Source organism: Alteromonas sp. ALT199 (genome assembly GCF_018619335.1).
Lineage (GTDB): Bacteria > Pseudomonadota > Gammaproteobacteria > Enterobacterales > Alteromonadaceae > Alteromonas.
The window spans coordinates 18,016-35,693 of record NZ_JAHHDX010000064.1; the positions used below are offsets into that span (position 1 = coordinate 18,016).

Consider the following 17,678-nt stretch of genomic DNA (forward strand, 5'->3'; position numbering starts at 1 on the left):
AAGTACAACAAGTTTAAAATACGAGCATTCCACCAACCAAACCCTAGCCCTCGCTTCTACCAGATAAAACTACTACCCCGTACTTATAGCTAAATTTAAAGACTTTCCTTTCCAATAAATCTTTACGAATGGCTATAACTTGCGCCTTCTATCGTATAAAATACACCGAGTTTTGCAGTGCTTTAACCTTTTTCCCTACATTTTCCATTATACTAAGTAAGCAGGCAGAATTTGGCACTTCACGCGCCAAACTAAAAATTAAATAAACCTAACGATTTTGATAACAGAATTACCAGAGGATCCCTCCACATGACTCAGCAACGTATTACAGTCATTCGCGGTGACGGCATTGGCCCGGACATTATCGATGCGACCACAAAAATTCTAGATAAGGTTGGCTGTGACTTTGCCTATGACTATGCCGATGCTGGCTTAGTTGCACTGGAAGAACATGGCGAGCTTCTACCTCAAGAAACATTAGACCTAATTGCAAAAAATAAAGTTGCGCTTAAGGGTCCTTTAACAACACCAGTGGGTGAAGGCTTCACATCGATTAACGTTAGCCTTCGCAAGCAGTTCAAACTGTACGCAAACCTTCGTCCAGTGATGTCATTCAAAGGAACAAAAGCACGCTACGAAGACATTGATATCATCACCGTTCGTGAAAACACGCAAGGTATGTACTCTGGTCTTGGGCAAGTTGTTTCAGAAGACGGTAACGAAGCTGAAGCAATGAGTAAAATCACTCGTGATGGCGCTGAAAAAATCGTAACTTTTGCCTATGAGTTAGCTCGTCGTGAAGGTCGCAAGAAGGTAACAGCGGTACATAAAGCTAACATCCTTAAGTCGACTTCAGGTTTATTCCTAAAAGTTGCCCGTGAAGTTGGCGAGCGTTACCCAGATATTGAATCAACTGAGATGATTGTTGATAACTGCTGTATGCAGCTTGTCATGAACCCGCATCAGTTTGACGTTATCGTAACGACAAACCTTTTCGGTGACATCCTTTCTGACCTGTGTGCAGGTCTTGTTGGTGGTCTAGGTATGGCACCAGGTGCGAACATCGGTGAAGACTGTGCAATCTTTGAAGCAGTTCACGGTTCTGCCCCTGACATCGCTGGTAAAAACCTTGCAAACCCTACGTCTGTAGTCCTTGCAGCAGCACAAATGCTCGAATACCTAAACATGGGCGATAAAGCAGAGAAAATTCGCTCGGCATTGAAAGATGTTATTGAGTCTGGCGATCGCACAACGCGTGATCTTGGTGGTGAAGCAGGTACAACTGAGTTTACTCAGGCGCTTCTTGACCGTCTTTAAGATTAAGCTTTAACGCAGTAATCACCTCAAAACGGGCTTTTTAGCCCGTTTTTTTATTTGTCATTTTTAACGACCATTACGAAAAACTGTACTAAAACTGGACTACCCCTTTTTTAACTCGCATTTATTATCTTGTATGTACACGTTGAAGTGAGCTGACTTTTCTAACCCATGCCTTAAGGTAGGGAATCTCACCTGTAGTGACAGGTAAGTTTCAATAGTATTTGGATTAAAAGAAATCAGCGTGCTTTGGGTACACCAATTAAACCCTAATTAGCTAAAACTTACCGCCATCAACGTTGATGGCGTATTTAGCAACACATACAAGGAAAGATGATGAAAAAATTAATCTCTGGCTTACTCGTTCTATCGGCATTAACCATCCAAGCCCCAGCCGTTAATGCTGAAGCTACAGGTGCAAAAAGCACTCAAAGTAGCGAAGCTACGCACCTACAACAGCGTATCGATTTAAATACAGCTACTGTAGAGCAGTTAGTCTCACTACCCGGCGTGGGGCAGTCTAAGGCGACAGCTATAATTAATTATCGCGAAGAAGTAGGTCCATTTCTTGAAGTCGCACAACTGACCCAAGTAAAAGGCATTGGTGAGAAGATGTTAAAAAAGATAGAGAGTTTTGTGCTGGTTAAATAAATGCTTTTTATTTTAACTCTGCACCTCTAGAGAAGTTATCGCTAGTTTGCAGAGTTCCATAGAAATTATAAAAACATGAACACAAAAAATGCGCCTTTTGGCGCATTTTTTATTCGTTTAAGAGCTAATTACAGTGGCTCTTTCAATACGAGTCTATTTAACTACAGACGCTAAATATTCTTTGAATTCATCACCTAAAGAAGGGTGACGCAATGCGTATTCTACATTGGCCTTCATATAACCTAGCTTGCTTCCACAATCATGGCTCTTACCTTTCATATAATAAGCATCTACCTGTTCAAGCTTCATTAGTGCGTCAATCGCATCAGTCAGCTGAACTTCACCACCAGCACCTGGAGGGGTAAATTCTAAAAGGTCCCAGATCTTCTCAGAAAGTACGTATCTACCTACTACAGCTAAATCTGATGGCGCTTCTTCGCGAGGAGGCTTCTCAACCATTTTGTGAATCTTCGCTGAGTCACCTGGTGCAATAGCCGCTCCGTCAAGATCAGCAATACCAAACTTAGAGATATCTTCATCTGGCACCTGTTCAACCATAACTTGGCTCACGCGGCTTGTGTTGAACTTCGCAACCATGTCAGCAAGATTGTCTTTCTTGGGGTTACTTGCTGCATCATCAATAATTACGTCAGGAAGTACTACAGCAAACGGGGCATCACCAATGAGCGGACGCGCACAAAGTACGGCGTGCCCAAGACCATTCGCGACACCTTGACGGATATGCATAATGGTTACGTCTTTTGGACAAATAGACTGAACTTCTTCTAAAAGCTGACGTTTCACACGTTTTTCTAACGTTGCTTCAAGCTCAAATGAAGTATCAAAGTGATTTTCAATGCTGTTCTTACTAGCATGGGTTACTAAGATAATTTCTTTCAAACCAGCTGCAACACATTCGCTAACAACGTATTGAATTAGTGGCTTATCAACCACAGGCAACATCTCTTTAGGGATAGCTTTCGTTGCCGGAAGCATTCTCGTTCCAAGACCAGCTACAGGAATTACCGCTTTTTTAACCTGACTCATAAGTTAATATCCTTTTTTAAAATCCTAGTTTCTTGCTCAAGTCGGCGTCTTGCCGTCAGTTATTTCTTAAGCTTATCTATATTTGCTGTTATACAAAAGAGTAATGCAATCGATGTTCCAATTACCCTTTTAGAGCATTTATGTCTTATAAATGGGCATTAGAGCTATTTTTTACTTATTAATGCACAAAATTTGGGATAAATAATATCCAACGCACCAAAGTAGTGAAATAGCTAAACGCAGTTTTTTTAACATCGCACTCACTTTACCGAGCTAAACGTTGCTAATGACCGACGCTCTTAGACGTCTTTATCTCGTTGTATGGAACCAAAGCGACACATAACACCATCTTTAAGCCCTGCCCGCATATACTGCCCTCTTTGACTTCCTTGCTGAAAACAAAAGCGATTTACAGCATACCTCAAGGGTATTGCACAAAGATGACGAAGCTTCCAATAAAGCGGAACATAACGACGTCGCGCAAGAATCAGTACGTTTCGAAACTGATAGTAAAGCCTAATGGGAGCGCCTTGTTTAAAGGTAATGCCACAAACTTTCACCCTGTCATCACCTTGACGGTGAGGCATGCATGCGCTTAAAGACTGATAAATGACCATACCTTTTGAGCGTGCTCGCCAACACCATTCGTGATCGACGCCATCGATAAAAAGTGCGCTCTCTTTTTCCCCTACTCGCTCGAAAGCATGCCTAGACAGGAGCATGCCAGAAGCAATAATTTGTTTTACTTCCTTTAAATTATCGGAGACCTTCTTACCTTTTTGCAGGACGCCTTGATCAATACAATCGGAAAATTGGCAGTAAATAGATGGACCTATAGCAGCGATTGGGTGTTTTTTTTCCAAGGTAATGAACTGCTTTAGTAGTTCATCAGCAATGGCAGGTGAAAACAAACTATCTTGGTCTAGTAAAAAAGCGTATTCAATGTCCTTATCAAAAAGCGTTTTTAAACCTAAGTTTTGGGCTTTAGCAATACCCACATTCATTTCACAATGAATATAAGTTGTATCAGCCGAGCTAAAACGCTCGTCAGGAACGGCAGAGTTATCAACTAATACCATATGCCAATTAGGGGCACGGAAAGCCTTTACTAGTTCACAAACGTGCCTTGCATCTGGATTATAAAGTATTATGACAATACCTGTATTCAATGCTTACCAAACCTCTCTAACAAATGTCGGTCGAGTTTATAAGCGAGCTTAACCATTTTCCCCGGCATTATGCGCAACATTAATACACCGCAAGCATAGAAAAAATTATATAGCGAAAACTGCTTGAGCTTGGTTATCGCATAAATTCGTGCCTTAAATTCATTGAGAGACTTACTTAGGCCGCGACGCTTATAGAAGTTGTTTACTCTTCTGAACTTTAATAAGCGATCTTTCAAGTTTCTGAATATGTACCCCTGAGAAGCAAGCGTAATCCAGAAAAAATAGTCTTGTGTGTTAAGTAACTCGCCGTCGTATCTGTGACCATCATGAAACACGTTATAACGAATTACCACCGTCGGATGATTAAGTGAGCATCGCCTAGGCAATATTCGCGTGATTTGCCTGTGCGACGCCGGCATTACTCGCGCTCCAACCTTTTTCCCGCTTTCATTTATTTCGGTAAGTGCCGAGCCAAGTACAGAGATATTGCTATGTTTTTTTAAGTAAGTAATTTGACGCAAAAGGCGATGAGCTTCAGAGATATCGTCTGCGTCCATTCTTACAAAAAAAGAGGGGTTGTACTGAATGCCAAAATCAATGGCAGAATTCATACTACTTGCAAGCCCGATATTTTGGCTATTTTGCGCTATTACAATCCTATCATCGCTTTTCGCCGCGTCTTGAAGTGCTCGCGTAATAGAGTCCGGAACGGGCCCGTCAATAACAATCACGAAAAGAAAATTGGAATAGGTTTGGCTCGTTATACTTTCAATAGACTCTTTAAGCCAATTTGCATTGTCCGCTTGATAAACCGCCATTGCAACAATCGATTCAACGTGCTTTTTTTTGTTTTTGTTGTGAAGAATAGAGAATTGATTTATCAAGAATTTTACCAGCAAATAAAGTAACAGAGAAAATAAAAGCGCTCTTATGCGCCTCTATTTTAGGATGTATGTTACAGAGATTTTAATCAACCTGCTACGGATTTTGACTAATCTAAGACGTTATCCGTTTAATGAAGCGAAGTACACTCCATATGTGTTGAATCACAAGACTATAAACAACCAAAAGCGCTATGAAGCCATAAAACATGAGCGCTTCAGGGACTTGATAAACTTCGCCTAAAATACCAATCAAGCAATAACACGCACCAAGGCACAATATGGCAACCAGAGACTTTCTGCTGCTTAATCCAGCTCGCATGAAGATGTTGTGAAGGTGCTGTCTGTCAGGTTTCAGCATTGACTGTCCTTTACGGGCTCGGCGATACATGATTGCGGCCATATCCATTAATGGAAGCCCAACTAGCCACACCGCCGTAATGGGCCTAAATGCAGCTGTCTCACCTTGAGTATGGTCAACGAGTAGCCATACGATGGTAAGGCCGACGAACATACTCCCTGCATCACCCATGAATATTTTGTTACCTTTAAACCCTTTCCAACTCAAATTAAAAGCAAGGAAAGGAACGATAGCGGCAACAATAATAAGCGGCTCCATAATTGATGCGCCGTTACCCGTGGCAATCAGAAAACCAGCCACAGTGAGCAGTATAACTAGGCTCATACCACCTGCGAGGCCGTCAATACCATCAATCATGTTAAAGGCATTGATAACACCAACTACACAAATGATAGTAAAGAAATAACCGCCAAGATCTAGCAGAACCTCGCCAGTGCCGAAGATGTTACCTAACGAGGTAATATAATTTTGCGCGCTCCACGCCATAATAGCTGCCACCCCAAATTGGCACATAAGGCGACCTTTCGCGCTTAGATCAAAACGATCGTCGAGCATGCCGAGCAAGACCACAAAAGCCGACGCAGTAAAAAACAAAGGGTTATTTTTCATCCATACGTCAGTGGCAACACTAGCCACAAGTACCGCCATGAATATCGCTACACCACCAGTTAGAGGGACTATTCCGGCATGACGTTTTCTAGATGTTGGTTGATCAACCAGGCCGAACTGATGCGCTAAAGGCGTCATCACCACTAAAAGAATCAGGGCTACGAAAAATGCAGTAAAAAGAGGGACGAACTGCAAGTACGCTAGCATAAAACACTCAACCTCTTGTCACCGGTTACTAGCGCTCTTTGATTCTTGAGCATAACCGATGCACTTGTAAATTTGTTTAAAAAGCTCAATGTTGATTCCATTTTTTTACAACTTCCATTTCTTCCTGCGCGGTGAGGGCTTCTTGTTATAATTATGCGGGTAGAAAACCACCATATGATATAAAACATTTGTTTAAGTAACCAGCCTAATCATAAAAAATAACGTTGCAAAACATTTCTTAAGTGCGATTAATACGAATTTCATTGAGTGAATACGTTTCAACCAGCCTACAAACCGAAATACCGAAATTTAACGAACAGCGCCCATCTTTATTCCAGTGAATTATAAAATTCCTAATAATTTTGAACCTGCAATTAAAAAAACGGTCAGTTTGATGTCTCAAACCATGTCGCTTCTACGATAGCAGACATGCTTTTTTTTAAACTTATGTTATCCTAGCGCGAAATTGCTATATGGATATGAAAGCTAATGTTCAAACAATTCACACGTCTAATTTTGCCGTTCGTACTAACCGTGAGCGCAGCCGGGTGCACTAACTCACCCACAGAAACTAAAGCTGACATACCCTTAGTACATTCTTCTCTTGCCTATTCTTTAGCGCCAGATAAAGAGCTTGCAATAAATATTCCAAAAGCCAATATCTATTTCAATACTAAGGAATCTTTTTCTATACGTTTTGATGGTTATGAATACGAAGCCATCAAGCACTATGTTTCTGCAACCGGCAACAAGTGTATTCGCTTTTCTTTACAAGACGGTGACTCCGTTTCCGATGTAGCACAGCGTAAAGTAACAACTTGCCAGCGGGATGGTCAATGGAGAGTAGTTTCTCCTCTTGTTGTTTCCGCTACCGCGCAAGGTGAATAATTAAATGAAGTTTATGGACGTAAAAAACACATTAAAAACTCTGTCGCTGACAGCATGCACTGCAATAATTGGTAGCCTGCTTTTACAGCCAGTTTCCGCTCAAAGTGTTGAGCAACTACAACAGCTTAGAGAAAGGGCTCAACAATCACAAAGCGGAGGGGTTGCTCAATCAGTCTCTCCCCTAAGCATCTCAACACAACGAACTTTACCTGGCGCAACAGGCTCCGCTAGTTCTATGGGACAATTTTCTACTCAACCAAGAAATGGAGTGAATTTGCCTGGAGAGCCAACTATCGAGACGGTTTTTCCGGCGCAGGCCCCAATGGAAAACCCGCCATTTGCAGCGAATTTGTTTATTGGTGGTTTTGAATCTGAGCGTAGTTCAGGCTTGAACGACAATTACTTAGTGGCCCCGGGCGATAAAATAAACATTTGGCTGTGGGGAGCGGTTAACTTTTCTGATGTAGTAACGGTAGACAACCAAGGCAATATTTTTATACCAAATATCGGCCCTATCCGCGTAGCTAATACACCAGCAGGCAGCGTAAACCAAACAGTTACCGCCAAAATTAGACAGGTCTACACTAACGATGTGAATGTTTACGTGAACCTTCTCACTTCAACACCTGTGTCTATTTTTGTGTCTGGTCCAGTATTACGTCCAGGACAGTACGCAGGCCTCGCCTCAGATAGCGTGTTGTATTATTTGAAACGCGCAGGCGGCATCGACTTTCAACGTGGTAGCTTTAGACAAATAGATGTTGTTCGCAACGGCAAAGTTGTAGCGACATCAGATTTATATGCTTTTTTTAGAAGTGGAAAGCTTCCTGAAGTATCCTTCAAAGACGGAGACACCATTCTAGTGCACCCAATTGGCAACACTATTGTAGTTGAAACCGGAGCGCGTAACAGTTTTACCTTTGAATTTTTAAATGAAGAATTAAACGGTGGTGTGGTTAGTTACTTTGCACGCCCCGGAGAGTTCGCATCACATGCGTCTGTATCAGGTGTTCGCAATAATAAGCAGTTCGCTCGTTATTTAGATTTAAAAGAGTTCGCGTCTTTAGAACTAAGCCCAGGCGATACTGTTGAGTACATTGCCGATCACGAACCGCAGATTTATCGAATTAATGTTGCTGGCGCCTTCGCTGGCGCATCGCAAATTATGGTTGATAAAGGTGCGCGCCTACTCGATGTGCTTGATCATATTGAAGCAGACACTACGCTTTCCGATACACAAAATATCTATCTACTAAGAGAAAGTGTTGCGGTTAAGCAAAAAGAAATTATTGAAGAAGGTTTGCAGCGTCTTGAGAGAAGCATGTATACCGCACCAATAAGCTCGACTGGTGAAGGCGCTATACGCGCACAAGAAGCGCAACTTGTCGCAGACTTTATTGCTCGTGCAAGGCAAGTTGAGCCTCAAGGCCGTGTTGTTGTATCCGAAAATGGTGATATAGCAAATATTCTTCTTGAGCCTAACGACACTATCGTTATTCCTGAAGTGACTGATTTGATACATGTAGGTGGTGAAGTACTGCTGCCTCAATCTGTGGTATTTAACCCTGATGCTACAACAGAAGATTACGTAGCTTGGGCTGGCGGCTTTACTGAGCGCGCTGAAGACGAACGTATTCTTATTGTTCGTAAAAACGGTAACGTTACCTTCACTAGTTTGGGTGATTCGTTCCTTTCAAGCGATGACAGCAAGCTTGAGCCAGGGGACCAAATCATCGTACTGCCGGCAATTGATACCAAGCTATTACAAGCGGTTAAAGACATTACCCAAATTGTTTATCAAATTGCCATTGCAGCTAACGTAGCTACTGACTAAGCATGGTAACCTTTAAAGACCAGCTCTATGCATGGAGAGGCGTAATTTTTGCGCTTTTCCTGCGCGAACTTCAAAGTAAATTTAACGATAAGTTTGGTTTGGGGTGGGCATTCCTCGAGCCTTTCATTTTCATATTTGCTCTTTCATTTTTTCGAAGCCTTTTACACGACGGAGATGTTCACTCAATCCCACTTTTTATATTTATGATGATTGGATTGATGGGGCTGCAAACTTTTACGTCCTGTATGAATGGAGTGTCTACTTCAATAAGAAGAAATAAACCACTCTACGCTTTCAGGCAAGTGCAGCCCTTTGCTGCAATTTTAACAGCAGGGTTTCTAGAATTAATTATAAAAACTACAGTTATTTTTCTTTTGTACATTGCTCTATATCTACTAGATGAAACATTTGTGCTCAATGATCCATTGCTCCTCATATTTCTCTTCACATTACTATGGATTTTCGGTGTTGCCGTTGGAATAATATTTGCCATCGCTAGCGCATTTGTTCCCGAGGTAGATAAAATTAAATCTATGCTCTCTAGGCCTCTACTATTCATTTCCTGCGTATTTTTCAGCCTACGAGATGTACCTGAAGAGGTATGGCCTTATCTAACTTGGAACCCTTTAGTCCATTTTAACGAACTAGCAAGGTTCGCCTGCTTCGAATCATACGGACAACATGGTGTTGAGTTGAGCTATATTTTAGAAGTAACAACGGTTGCCTTATTCCTTAGCCTTTCGATGTACCACATCACTTGGAAGAAGGTGCTATCTCGATGATCAGAATTGAAAATTTAACCAAGAGCTATCCCAGTAAAATGGGACCTCAGTATATTTTTAAAAATCTAAACTTTGATTTTCCAACCGAGAATAATGTCGCGATTCTAGGTAAAAATGGCGCGGGTAAGTCCACCCTATTTCGCATGCTGGCCAAAAGTGAATACCCGGACAAAGGCCGGGTTTTAACAAACAAATCTATGTCATGGCCGGTGGCTCTGCAAACGGGTGTGCACCCGCAAATGACCGGGCGTGAAAACACGCGCTTTGTGGGACGGATCAATAACGTTAAATCCCTCCTTGAATATGAAGAAAAGGTTCAGCAATTTGCTGAGTTAGGTAAACGCTTTGACCTTCCTGTGCGCACCTACTCTTCAGGTATGCGAGCCAAGTTAGTATTTGCGTGCTGTATGAATATAAATTTCGATATTTACCTTATCGATGAAGCGACCTCTGTTGGCGATCCGCTTTTTAGAAAGAAAGCGCGTTTATCGCTTAAGGAAAAAAGTGAGCAGGCAGGCGTTATTATGGTTAGCCATGAGCTTGACCAAATTCGCGAGTTCTGTACCTCTGCCGTCATCATTGACGATGGTAAACTCACTTATTATCACGATCTCGAAGAAGGCATCGACGTTTATACGCAGGATGCAGACAATAAGAAATCACTTAAATAGGTTCAAATCACAGTGGAAAAATCTCTTACACAGCTCAATGCCCTTCTAAGCAAACACAAAATGCTGTTGCTTGTACTTCCGTGGGTGCTTTACGCCGCGTATCTTGTCTTATGGGCTGCGCCTCAATACGAAAGTAAAAGCCAGCTTATTGTTAAATCTAGCGATGGTGGCAGCAGTTTTGACCCGTCTTCTCTATTGATGGCAGCCGGAGTATCTGGCGCATCAGGAGGTACAGAAAGTCAGCTAGTGGAAGCCTATATCCAATCAGCAGACATGATTAAATATCTCGATAAAACCATCGGCCTTCGAGAGCATTACATGTCAGACAAAGCCGATATGTTTAGTGGCCTATCGTCGTCACACAAACAGGAAGATTTTTATCAGTTTTATTTGGACCATATTGAAGTTAGCGTAGACTCAGCGTCTTCTGTAATTAGTTTGCGAACCCGTGCCTTTGACGCCGAATATGCGCAAATAATCAACCAAGCTATTGTTGATAAAGCAGAAGAGTTTATTAATAACATCAATAATAATTTGGCGAAATCAAAGCTTACCTTTGCTAAAGGCGAACATGAAATTGTTGAACAAAAGCTTCAACAAGCCAAGACTGAAATTTTGGGTTTTCAGGCTGAATACAATGTTCTAGACCCGACTGCTGAAGGTGCTGCTTTTCAACAGATAGCATTTTCGCTCCAAGCTACACTAGCTCAGAAAAAAGCTGAGCTAAGCACTATGTCCACCATGATGTCTAACGTTGCACCTGAAGTTATTAACATCAAACGTGAAATAGCCGCACTGCAAAAAGAAGTAGAAAAGCAGAAAGAACGAATTAGCACTGCCGAAGGGGAAAGTGAAGCTCTTTCAGTAAGTGAACTTATGGCGCAATACAGTAATCTCCAAGTACAGCTCCAGCTTGCTATTCAAGCGTATTCTTCATCGCTTATTACTCTAGAAAATGCCCGCGTAGAAGCGTACCAAAAGCTACAACATTTGGTCACGGTAGAGTCGCCTACCCTTCCGGATGATAATGCTTACCCCACGGTTATTTACAACCTCGTTTTATTTGGCGTTTCGCTATTATTGATATATGGAATTGTCAGAATTGTCGTTGCTACCATCCGCGAGTTATAGCGCTTCGGTAATCTAAGTACGTTAATAGTTCAATTGGCTAAGTCGTTCAAGGCTTAGTCGATTGACACTGCTTTAATGAAGTTTGTCGCCCAAATCTTGTGTCTTTAAGCAAGCTCTAGTATAAGAAGCTATCCGCCTTACGGACTAATATCAAAGAGCCTATCCTATAAGTGCTCTACAATAACAACCATAAGCAATATGGAATTAAAATATAATTATGAAACCATCTAACGATACTAGCTTTTTCGGCCATCCAGGGGGCCTAAGAACGCTATTCTTTACAGAAATGTGGGAGCGCATGAGTTACTACGGTATGCGCGCGCTACTTGTTCTTTTTATGACTGCGAGTTTACAAACACAAGGTTTGGGCTTAACCGTCGCAACTGCTGGCGCGATCTACGGCCTATACACAGGTGCGGTATACTTTTTAGGTTTACCTGGCGGTTGGTTAGCTGACCGTCTAATTGGTGGCAGAAGCGCCGTATGGTACGGCGGTATTATTATATTTCTAGGTCACGTCGTACTAGCGATTGACCTTCAAAACTTGTTCTTTGTAGGACTTATTTTAGTTGCTACAGGTACCGGTTTACTTAAACCCAACATTTCAGCCATGGTAGGCCAACAATATGGTGAGGACGATGACCGTCGCGATAGTGGCTACGCACTATACTATATGGGCATCAACATCGGTTCTCTTATTGCCTACTTTGTTACTGGAATTTTAAGAGAAAATGCAGGCTGGCACTATGCGTTTGGCGCCGCTGCTATTGGTATGGCAATCGGCCTAATTCAATATTACTTCAGCAACCGTTCGTTGTCGGCCGACTCTATTGCCCCTGCGAACCCTTATCAAGGTGCGGCTAAGCAGCGCGCATGGATGGGCGTATGGGCAGTTGTTGCGATAGCAGTCGTGGTTATTGTGCTAGCGCATATGGGCACCATTGTTATTGAGCCTGTAGCTCTTGCTCAACAAGTTGCCGTTGTATTTACCGTTATTTTCTTCGCTTACTTTGGTTTTATTTATTTCAAAGGACAATTAAGCGACAACGAGAAAAAGCGCATGTGGGCGCTGTTTTTAGTGTGTGTTGCATCTGCATGTTTCTGGTCTGGTTTTGAGCAAGCAGGCTCTTCACTAAACCTTTTTGCGCAGAATTACACAGACCGTGTGCTTGAAAGCGGCTCTCTGATTACATCAATATTCGGTGTCAACGCAATCCCTACCGTATGGTTCCAACTTTCTAACTCGCTATTTATTATCATTTTGTCGCCTTTCTTCGCGGCACTATGGATTAACCTTGCTAAGCGAATGATTGACCCGTCGTACACCATCAAATGTGCCATAGGTATCGTTATTATGGCATCGGGTTTCTTGGTAATGTTTATGGCGTCGCAATACGCTGCTCAAGGCCTTAAAGTGGCGCCTATGTGGCTTGTTACTACTTACTTCTTGCACACGGTTGGTGAACTGTGCTTGAGCCCAGTAGCATTAAGTGCAGTAAGCAAACTTTCGCCTAAGCGTTTTGCAGGTCAAATGATGGGCGTATTCGTTCTAACTTACTCTATCGGTAACATCATTGCTGGCCTACTTTCAGGTAACTTCGACCCTGAGAAGGTTGAGCAAATGCCTGACCTGTATCTTCAAATTGCCCTATTTAGCATTGCTATTGCTATCGTCATTGGTTTAATGAGCTTTAAGTCTCGTTTCTGGGAAAAAGCAGGCATTGAAGAAAAGGCGTAATTTATTGTTAGCATGTTTTAAGTGCTGACCAATTACCCTACAATAACCGCCGCAACGTGACGTTCCGGCGGTTTTTTATTAAAGGTTTCGTAATAAGGGCTTTGAGTAAACCTATGAAGTTTTATTTTTCTACTAGAGACATTCCTGCCTTACAAGGTCTTCCCTTAACAGAGCGTGTTAAATTGCTCGACCAGGCAGCTAAACGACTTTCTGTTCCAGAGAAGACTTTACTGAATGTTCTAAAGTTACTCGTTATTGTTCCCGTATTTGCCCTTATTCTTCAAACCGCGTCTAATTGGACCTCGTTACTGTGGGCTTTTGTGGTATTTTTAGTTTATCCATTGGTTATAAAACCTTTTCAATATTCCATCTGCGCTAAATACATTGCGCAACCGTCTAGCAAGGAGAATGCATGAAGACCATCTTAGTCACTGGTGGTGCAGGCTATATAGGTAGCCACACAGTTCTACAGTTACTTGAACAAAACTACGGCGTTGTCGTACTGGATAACCTAGCCAATTCAAGTGCTGAATCACTGCGTCGCGTTGAAGCGCTAACAGGTAAATCGGTTACTTTTGTACAAGGCGATATTCGCGATACCGCAGTGCTAGATGATATTTTCAGCGAGCACAGTGTTTCTGCAGTCATTCACTTTGCCGGCCTAAAAGCGGTAGGTGAGTCTGTGCAAAAACCACTTTCGTATTACGAAAACAACGTGTACGGAACGCTAACGCTATGTAAAGCTATGCAGAAGCACAACGTAAAGAATATTGTGTTTAGCTCATCTGCTACGGTTTACGGCGACCCAGCATCGCTTCCGCTACAAGAAGATATGGCGACAGGTCAACCGACTAACCCTTACGGTATGTCTAAGCTTATGGTTGAACATATGCTTAGCGATCTTTATGTATCGGATAGTGACTGGAACATTGTTTTACTACGCTACTTTAACCCGGTTGGCGCGCACGAGTCGGGCCAAATTGGTGAAGATCCTAATGGTATTCCAAACAACCTAATGCCTTATATTTCTCAGGTAGCTACCGGTAAACTCGAACAGCTAAGCGTATTTGGTGACGACTACGATACTGTCGACGGTACAGGCGTACGCGACTACATCCATGTAGTAGATCTTGCCAACGGTCACTTAAAAGCACTTGATCGACTGAACCTTAATATGGGCTTGGATAAGTACAACCTAGGTACAGGACAGGGCTATTCAGTTATCGAAATGATTAAGGCGTTTGAAAAAGGCTCGGGCAAAACTGTTCCTTATAAAATAGCTCCTCGCAGAAGCGGCGATGTCGCCGCCTGTTACGCCGACCCTACTAAAGCAGCCACAGAGCTTAACTGGCATGCTGAAAAGGGCTTAGAAGACATGTGTGCAGACACATGGAACTGGCAGTCACAAAACCCGATGGGTTACCCTAAGGACTAATTAGCCTTTTATAAGCCTTGTCCTTTACAGGCACGTAGCCAAATAACGTAAAAGGCAAAAAAAAGCCATGCTGTGAAAGCATGGCTTTTTTGTAATAGTAATATAGGCTCTATTGAAAAATAACGCTAAAGATACTCTCAATCCTTAAGCCTGTTTAAACTAGTTACCGTCTTTTGATTTACCCGCTTCTTTCGTGTCCTGAGGTTTTTCATCACTTTCAACCGGCGCATCGTTTAGCTTGGTAGCGTCATCAGCAGCTTCATCGTCTAACTCTTCAGACGGCTCTTCATAGCTATCAAAATCGTTGCCTTCCAGCATAGCTTCGAAATCTGCAAAATCATCTAACTGCTCTTCATCTAGCGCTTTGTCACCACTTTTTCCGTCAGTAACGCGAAATTCAAGATTCTCAAAATAAGCATTTTTAACGAACGCATAATCGTCAACGGATTGCTCAAGCTGTGCTTCTTGATCAAGTAATTGAGCTCTTGTTTCAAGTACTGAAATACCAATACGAGCGAAGTTTACAGAGCCTTCAAGTAGCGACATTGGAAATGCAAAACCGTCAACATAGTCACCGGTGAAGCTTCGCAGATCGCTTGGGCCTAAAAATGGCAACATTAAGAAAGGCCCAGTATCTAAGCCCCACACGGCTAGGGTTTCACCAAATTGTTCCCGCTTACGTTCAATACCGATTTTTGATGCGACGTCGAAGGTGCCGACTAAGCCCACCGTAGTATTAATCAGGAAACGAGCTAGGCTGTCTAGACCATCATCTACCTTGCCTTGAAACATATTATTTAAAAAGTTTGCAGGCTCTTGAAGGTTATCCGTAATGTTGACTAAGCCGGTGCGTGCAGGCTGAGGCATTACGGTTACATAAGTAACTGTAATAGGACGAAGAATATATGCATCCAATACATCCCAGTTAAAATCCCAAATCTCGCGGTTTACTGGTTCAAGCGGATCTCGTGGATCGGATGTATCTACTACAGCAGCATTTGTCCTAGAATTTTGCGATTGAGACTGCGCCTGCTCCTGAGCATGGTTGCTCGCACAGCCACCTAAAAAACTTGCGGCAATAATCAACCCAGTAGCGAGCGATTTAGACAAATCCATACTTATAATTCCTTATCAATAATAATGCTTAGTGAAGAAATTTCATTGGCAATAACACTCGAATTTACACTACCTTGCCATTCCCCTTGAGCTACCGCCACATTGCCATCTTTCGATAGCCTTGCGGTAACCACTACATCAGAAAGCGCAGCAAGTGTAAATTGCGGCATCATAGCGTTCTCGGTAGTTAATGTTACAGAAACCGGAAAGTCTTCTATTGGCAACTTAGCCACTGCAGCGGGCATTCTATTATCTGAGTTAGCATCTTGAGCAAACACAATTAAAAAGCCTTCTTTAGGCGCGCTAGCTTTGGCGTCATCAGACAAATTAACGGTAATAGTAAAACCAGCAACGGCTTCCTTGATATCGCCCTGTGCACCTGTATCATCCACAGGTTCTGCATCAGAGCGTTGTATCGCTACCATTTCGCTGGTATTTCCCTCTAGCTCTTTTATACGCGCAATTAAACGCTGGGCCATATCGCTATCTGCTGGCAGTTTGCCTTCAACTTGCTGATAAAAACGACGAGTATTATTAAGATCACCAAGTTGAGCAGAAACCACTGCCATCATAAGCGCGAGATTATCATTCTCAGGGTTATCATTAAGCAAGCCTAATAAGATAGATTGCGCGCGTTCCAAGTTATTTACATCACCCGTGGTCATCAAAGCTTGAGCTAGCGTAATGCGGTTACCTGAATTAGTAGGCGCCAAACTAACTGCTTTATCTATAGCTTCAATAGCCTGCACTTCTTGCCCAACACTCAACATCAATCTGCCGAAATACATCCAGCCAGTATCGTCTTCGGGCTCTTCTCTCAAGCGCTGGCGTATGGCAAGAGCAAGACTAGCAATATCTCGTTGGGTCAGGTTATTCGCGTTACCGCTAGCAAGCTGTTGACTTAGCTCGGGTAGCGCTTCAATTGCTTCATTTGCCTGAGCCACACGCTCCATCTGGTTCACTTGCGAATACACAATTGTTCCGCATACAACTGCAAGTAGACCACCTATTAACAGTGGCAATTTAGCGTTACCGGTTTTGTGTTGGTGAAATGCACTTTCATCCACAAGTGCCAGTTTAAGTTCATCAACCGCCTGGCGCTTGTCGTGCTCACTAATAAGCCCTTCTTGCACCTCGCGGTCAAGTTCGGCAAGGCGCTGCTTCACAATTTGCGTATTGCTCAAACTGTCTTGTTTTGCATGATTTTTATTGCGCAGCCATGGGAAAGCGACAATTAAAAGAACAAGCGTGATTAAGCCTGAAACAATAATATAAAACTCAGACCAACTCATTCTTTCTCTCGCTCCAACATTTCATCCGCTTTGGCTAACTTAGCGGCCATATCTTCAGGTGGCGTTACCGATTTTCGGCGAATTACAACCAACAAGGCAATGAAAATAAACAATACTGGGCCAGCCCAAAGCCACAATGTCGCAGCCGTAACAGGCGGTTGGTAATGCACAAAGTCGCCATAGCGCGACTTCATGAATTCAATGACTTCCTGCTCCGTTTTGCCCTGTTTGAGTAGGGTGTATACTTTTCGGCGCATGTCGTGGGCAATCATGGCGTCGCTATCTGCAATATTTTGGTTTTGACACATTGGGCAACGCAGTTCAGCGGTAAGTTTTAAAAAGCTCTCACGTTGTGCTGAAGTATCGAAGGTAAATTTATCTTCAGCGGCGTGTACCGAGAAAGCGCCAAGTATCAGCAAAAAGGCAAGAACTCTAGCCACTAGCGTTTTGAAAACGGAAAAGTTGAAAGTTTTACCGTGAGCACTACGCTCATCTGTACTAGCGCTATAGGCTCTACAACGAAGATGAGTAGCATTTCTAGGTAACATT

The 17,678-nt window shown here is 42.7% G+C and carries 17 protein-coding genes; 10 read left to right on the plus strand and 7 right to left on the minus strand.

The window, feature by feature from the left end; translation table 11 throughout:
• Positions 1 to 309: 309 nt before the first annotated feature.
• Complete coding sequence (locus tag KL866_RS06855; RefSeq protein ID WP_025254270.1) at positions 310 to 1,317, plus strand: isocitrate dehydrogenase; 1,008 nt, start codon at positions 310 to 312, stop codon at positions 1,315 to 1,317.
• 336 nt (positions 1,318 to 1,653) lie between these two features.
• Positions 1,654 to 1,968 (plus strand): helix-hairpin-helix domain-containing protein, encoded by a 315-nt coding sequence (locus KL866_RS06860; protein WP_025254269.1) that lies wholly within the window; start codon positions 1,654 to 1,656, stop codon positions 1,966 to 1,968.
• 153 nt (positions 1,969 to 2,121) lie between these two features.
• Here the strand turns inward: KL866_RS06860 and galU are convergent, their stop codons facing one another.
• From galU to wecA, 4 genes are all read right to left on the minus strand, one after another.
• Positions 2,122 to 3,015 (minus strand): UTP--glucose-1-phosphate uridylyltransferase GalU, encoded by an 894-nt coding sequence (gene galU / locus KL866_RS06865; protein ID WP_025254268.1) that lies wholly within the window; start codon positions 3,013 to 3,015, stop codon positions 2,122 to 2,124.
• A 299-nt stretch (positions 3,016 to 3,314) separates the two neighbouring features.
• Positions 3,315 to 4,184 carry a glycosyltransferase family 2 protein gene (locus KL866_RS06870; protein WP_214994208.1) on the minus strand — a complete coding sequence of 290 codons (870 nt, stop codon included), beginning with the start codon at positions 4,182 to 4,184 and terminating at the stop codon, positions 3,315 to 3,317.
• A complete protein-coding gene (locus KL866_RS06875; protein WP_025254266.1) occupies positions 4,181 to 5,068 on the minus strand; it encodes a glycosyltransferase in 888 nt (295 codons plus the stop codon). Before KL866_RS06875 ends, KL866_RS06870 begins: the two co-directional genes overlap by 4 nt.
• Positions 5,069 to 5,180: 112 nt before the next feature.
• On the minus strand, positions 5,181 to 6,242 hold the full coding sequence (gene wecA / locus KL866_RS06880; protein WP_025254265.1) for a UDP-N-acetylglucosamine--undecaprenyl-phosphate N-acetylglucosaminephosphotransferase: 1,062 nt from the start codon (positions 6,240 to 6,242) through the stop codon (positions 5,181 to 5,183).
• A gap of 489 nt (positions 6,243 to 6,731) precedes the next feature.
• On the opposite strand from wecA, the gene KL866_RS06885 reads away from it, so the two are divergent.
• From KL866_RS06885 to galE, 8 genes are all read left to right on the plus strand, one after another.
• On the plus strand, positions 6,732 to 7,130 hold the full coding sequence (locus KL866_RS06885) for a hypothetical protein (protein WP_025254264.1): 399 nt from the start codon (positions 6,732 to 6,734) through the stop codon (positions 7,128 to 7,130).
• 4 nt (positions 7,131 to 7,134) lie between these two features.
• Complete coding sequence (locus KL866_RS06890) at positions 7,135 to 8,964, plus strand: polysaccharide biosynthesis/export family protein (protein WP_025254263.1); 1,830 nt, start codon at positions 7,135 to 7,137, stop codon at positions 8,962 to 8,964.
• Positions 8,965 to 8,966: 2 nt separating this feature from the next.
• Positions 8,967 to 9,746, plus strand: coding sequence for an ABC transporter permease (locus KL866_RS06895; RefSeq protein WP_214994212.1), 780 nt, complete (start codon positions 8,967 to 8,969; stop codon positions 9,744 to 9,746).
• Positions 9,743 to 10,417, plus strand: coding sequence for an ABC transporter ATP-binding protein (locus KL866_RS06900; protein ID WP_214994214.1), 675 nt, complete (start codon positions 9,743 to 9,745; stop codon positions 10,415 to 10,417). The genes KL866_RS06895 and KL866_RS06900 overlap by 4 nt, the downstream gene beginning before the upstream one ends.
• A 12-nt stretch (positions 10,418 to 10,429) precedes the next feature.
• Positions 10,430 to 11,548 (plus strand): capsule biosynthesis protein, encoded by a 1,119-nt coding sequence (locus tag KL866_RS06905; RefSeq protein WP_025254260.1) that lies wholly within the window; start codon positions 10,430 to 10,432, stop codon positions 11,546 to 11,548.
• A gap of 217 nt (positions 11,549 to 11,765) precedes the next feature.
• Complete coding sequence (locus KL866_RS06910; protein WP_025254259.1) at positions 11,766 to 13,286, plus strand: peptide MFS transporter; 1,521 nt, start codon at positions 11,766 to 11,768, stop codon at positions 13,284 to 13,286.
• Positions 13,287 to 13,399: 113 nt separating this feature from the next.
• Positions 13,400 to 13,702, plus strand: coding sequence for a DUF6170 family protein (locus tag KL866_RS06915; protein ID WP_214994216.1), 303 nt, complete (start codon positions 13,400 to 13,402; stop codon positions 13,700 to 13,702).
• A complete protein-coding gene (gene galE, locus KL866_RS06920) occupies positions 13,699 to 14,721 on the plus strand; it encodes a UDP-glucose 4-epimerase GalE (protein ID WP_025254257.1) in 1,023 nt (340 codons plus the stop codon). Before KL866_RS06915 ends, galE begins: the two co-directional genes overlap by 4 nt.
• A gap of 159 nt (positions 14,722 to 14,880) precedes the next feature.
• Here galE and KL866_RS06925 read toward each other — a convergent pair whose 3' ends face one another.
• Genes KL866_RS06925 through KL866_RS06935 form a run of 3 tightly spaced genes read right to left on the minus strand, consistent with a single transcriptional unit; the run spans position 14,881 to position 17,677 of the window.
• Positions 14,881 to 15,837 carry a VacJ family lipoprotein gene (locus KL866_RS06925; RefSeq protein ID WP_214994218.1) on the minus strand — a complete coding sequence of 319 codons (957 nt, stop codon included), beginning with the start codon at positions 15,835 to 15,837 and terminating at the stop codon, positions 14,881 to 14,883.
• Positions 15,838 to 15,839: 2 nt separating this feature from the next.
• Positions 15,840 to 17,129 carry a c-type cytochrome biogenesis protein CcmI gene (ccmI, locus tag KL866_RS06930; protein ID WP_214994224.1) on the minus strand — a complete coding sequence of 430 codons (1,290 nt, stop codon included), beginning with the start codon at positions 17,127 to 17,129 and terminating at the stop codon, positions 15,840 to 15,842.
• A complete protein-coding gene (locus KL866_RS06935; protein WP_251139889.1) occupies positions 17,126 to 17,677 on the minus strand; it encodes a cytochrome c-type biogenesis protein in 552 nt (183 codons plus the stop codon). The genes ccmI and KL866_RS06935 overlap by 4 nt, the downstream gene beginning before the upstream one ends.
• Position 17,678: the final 1 nt, after the last annotated feature.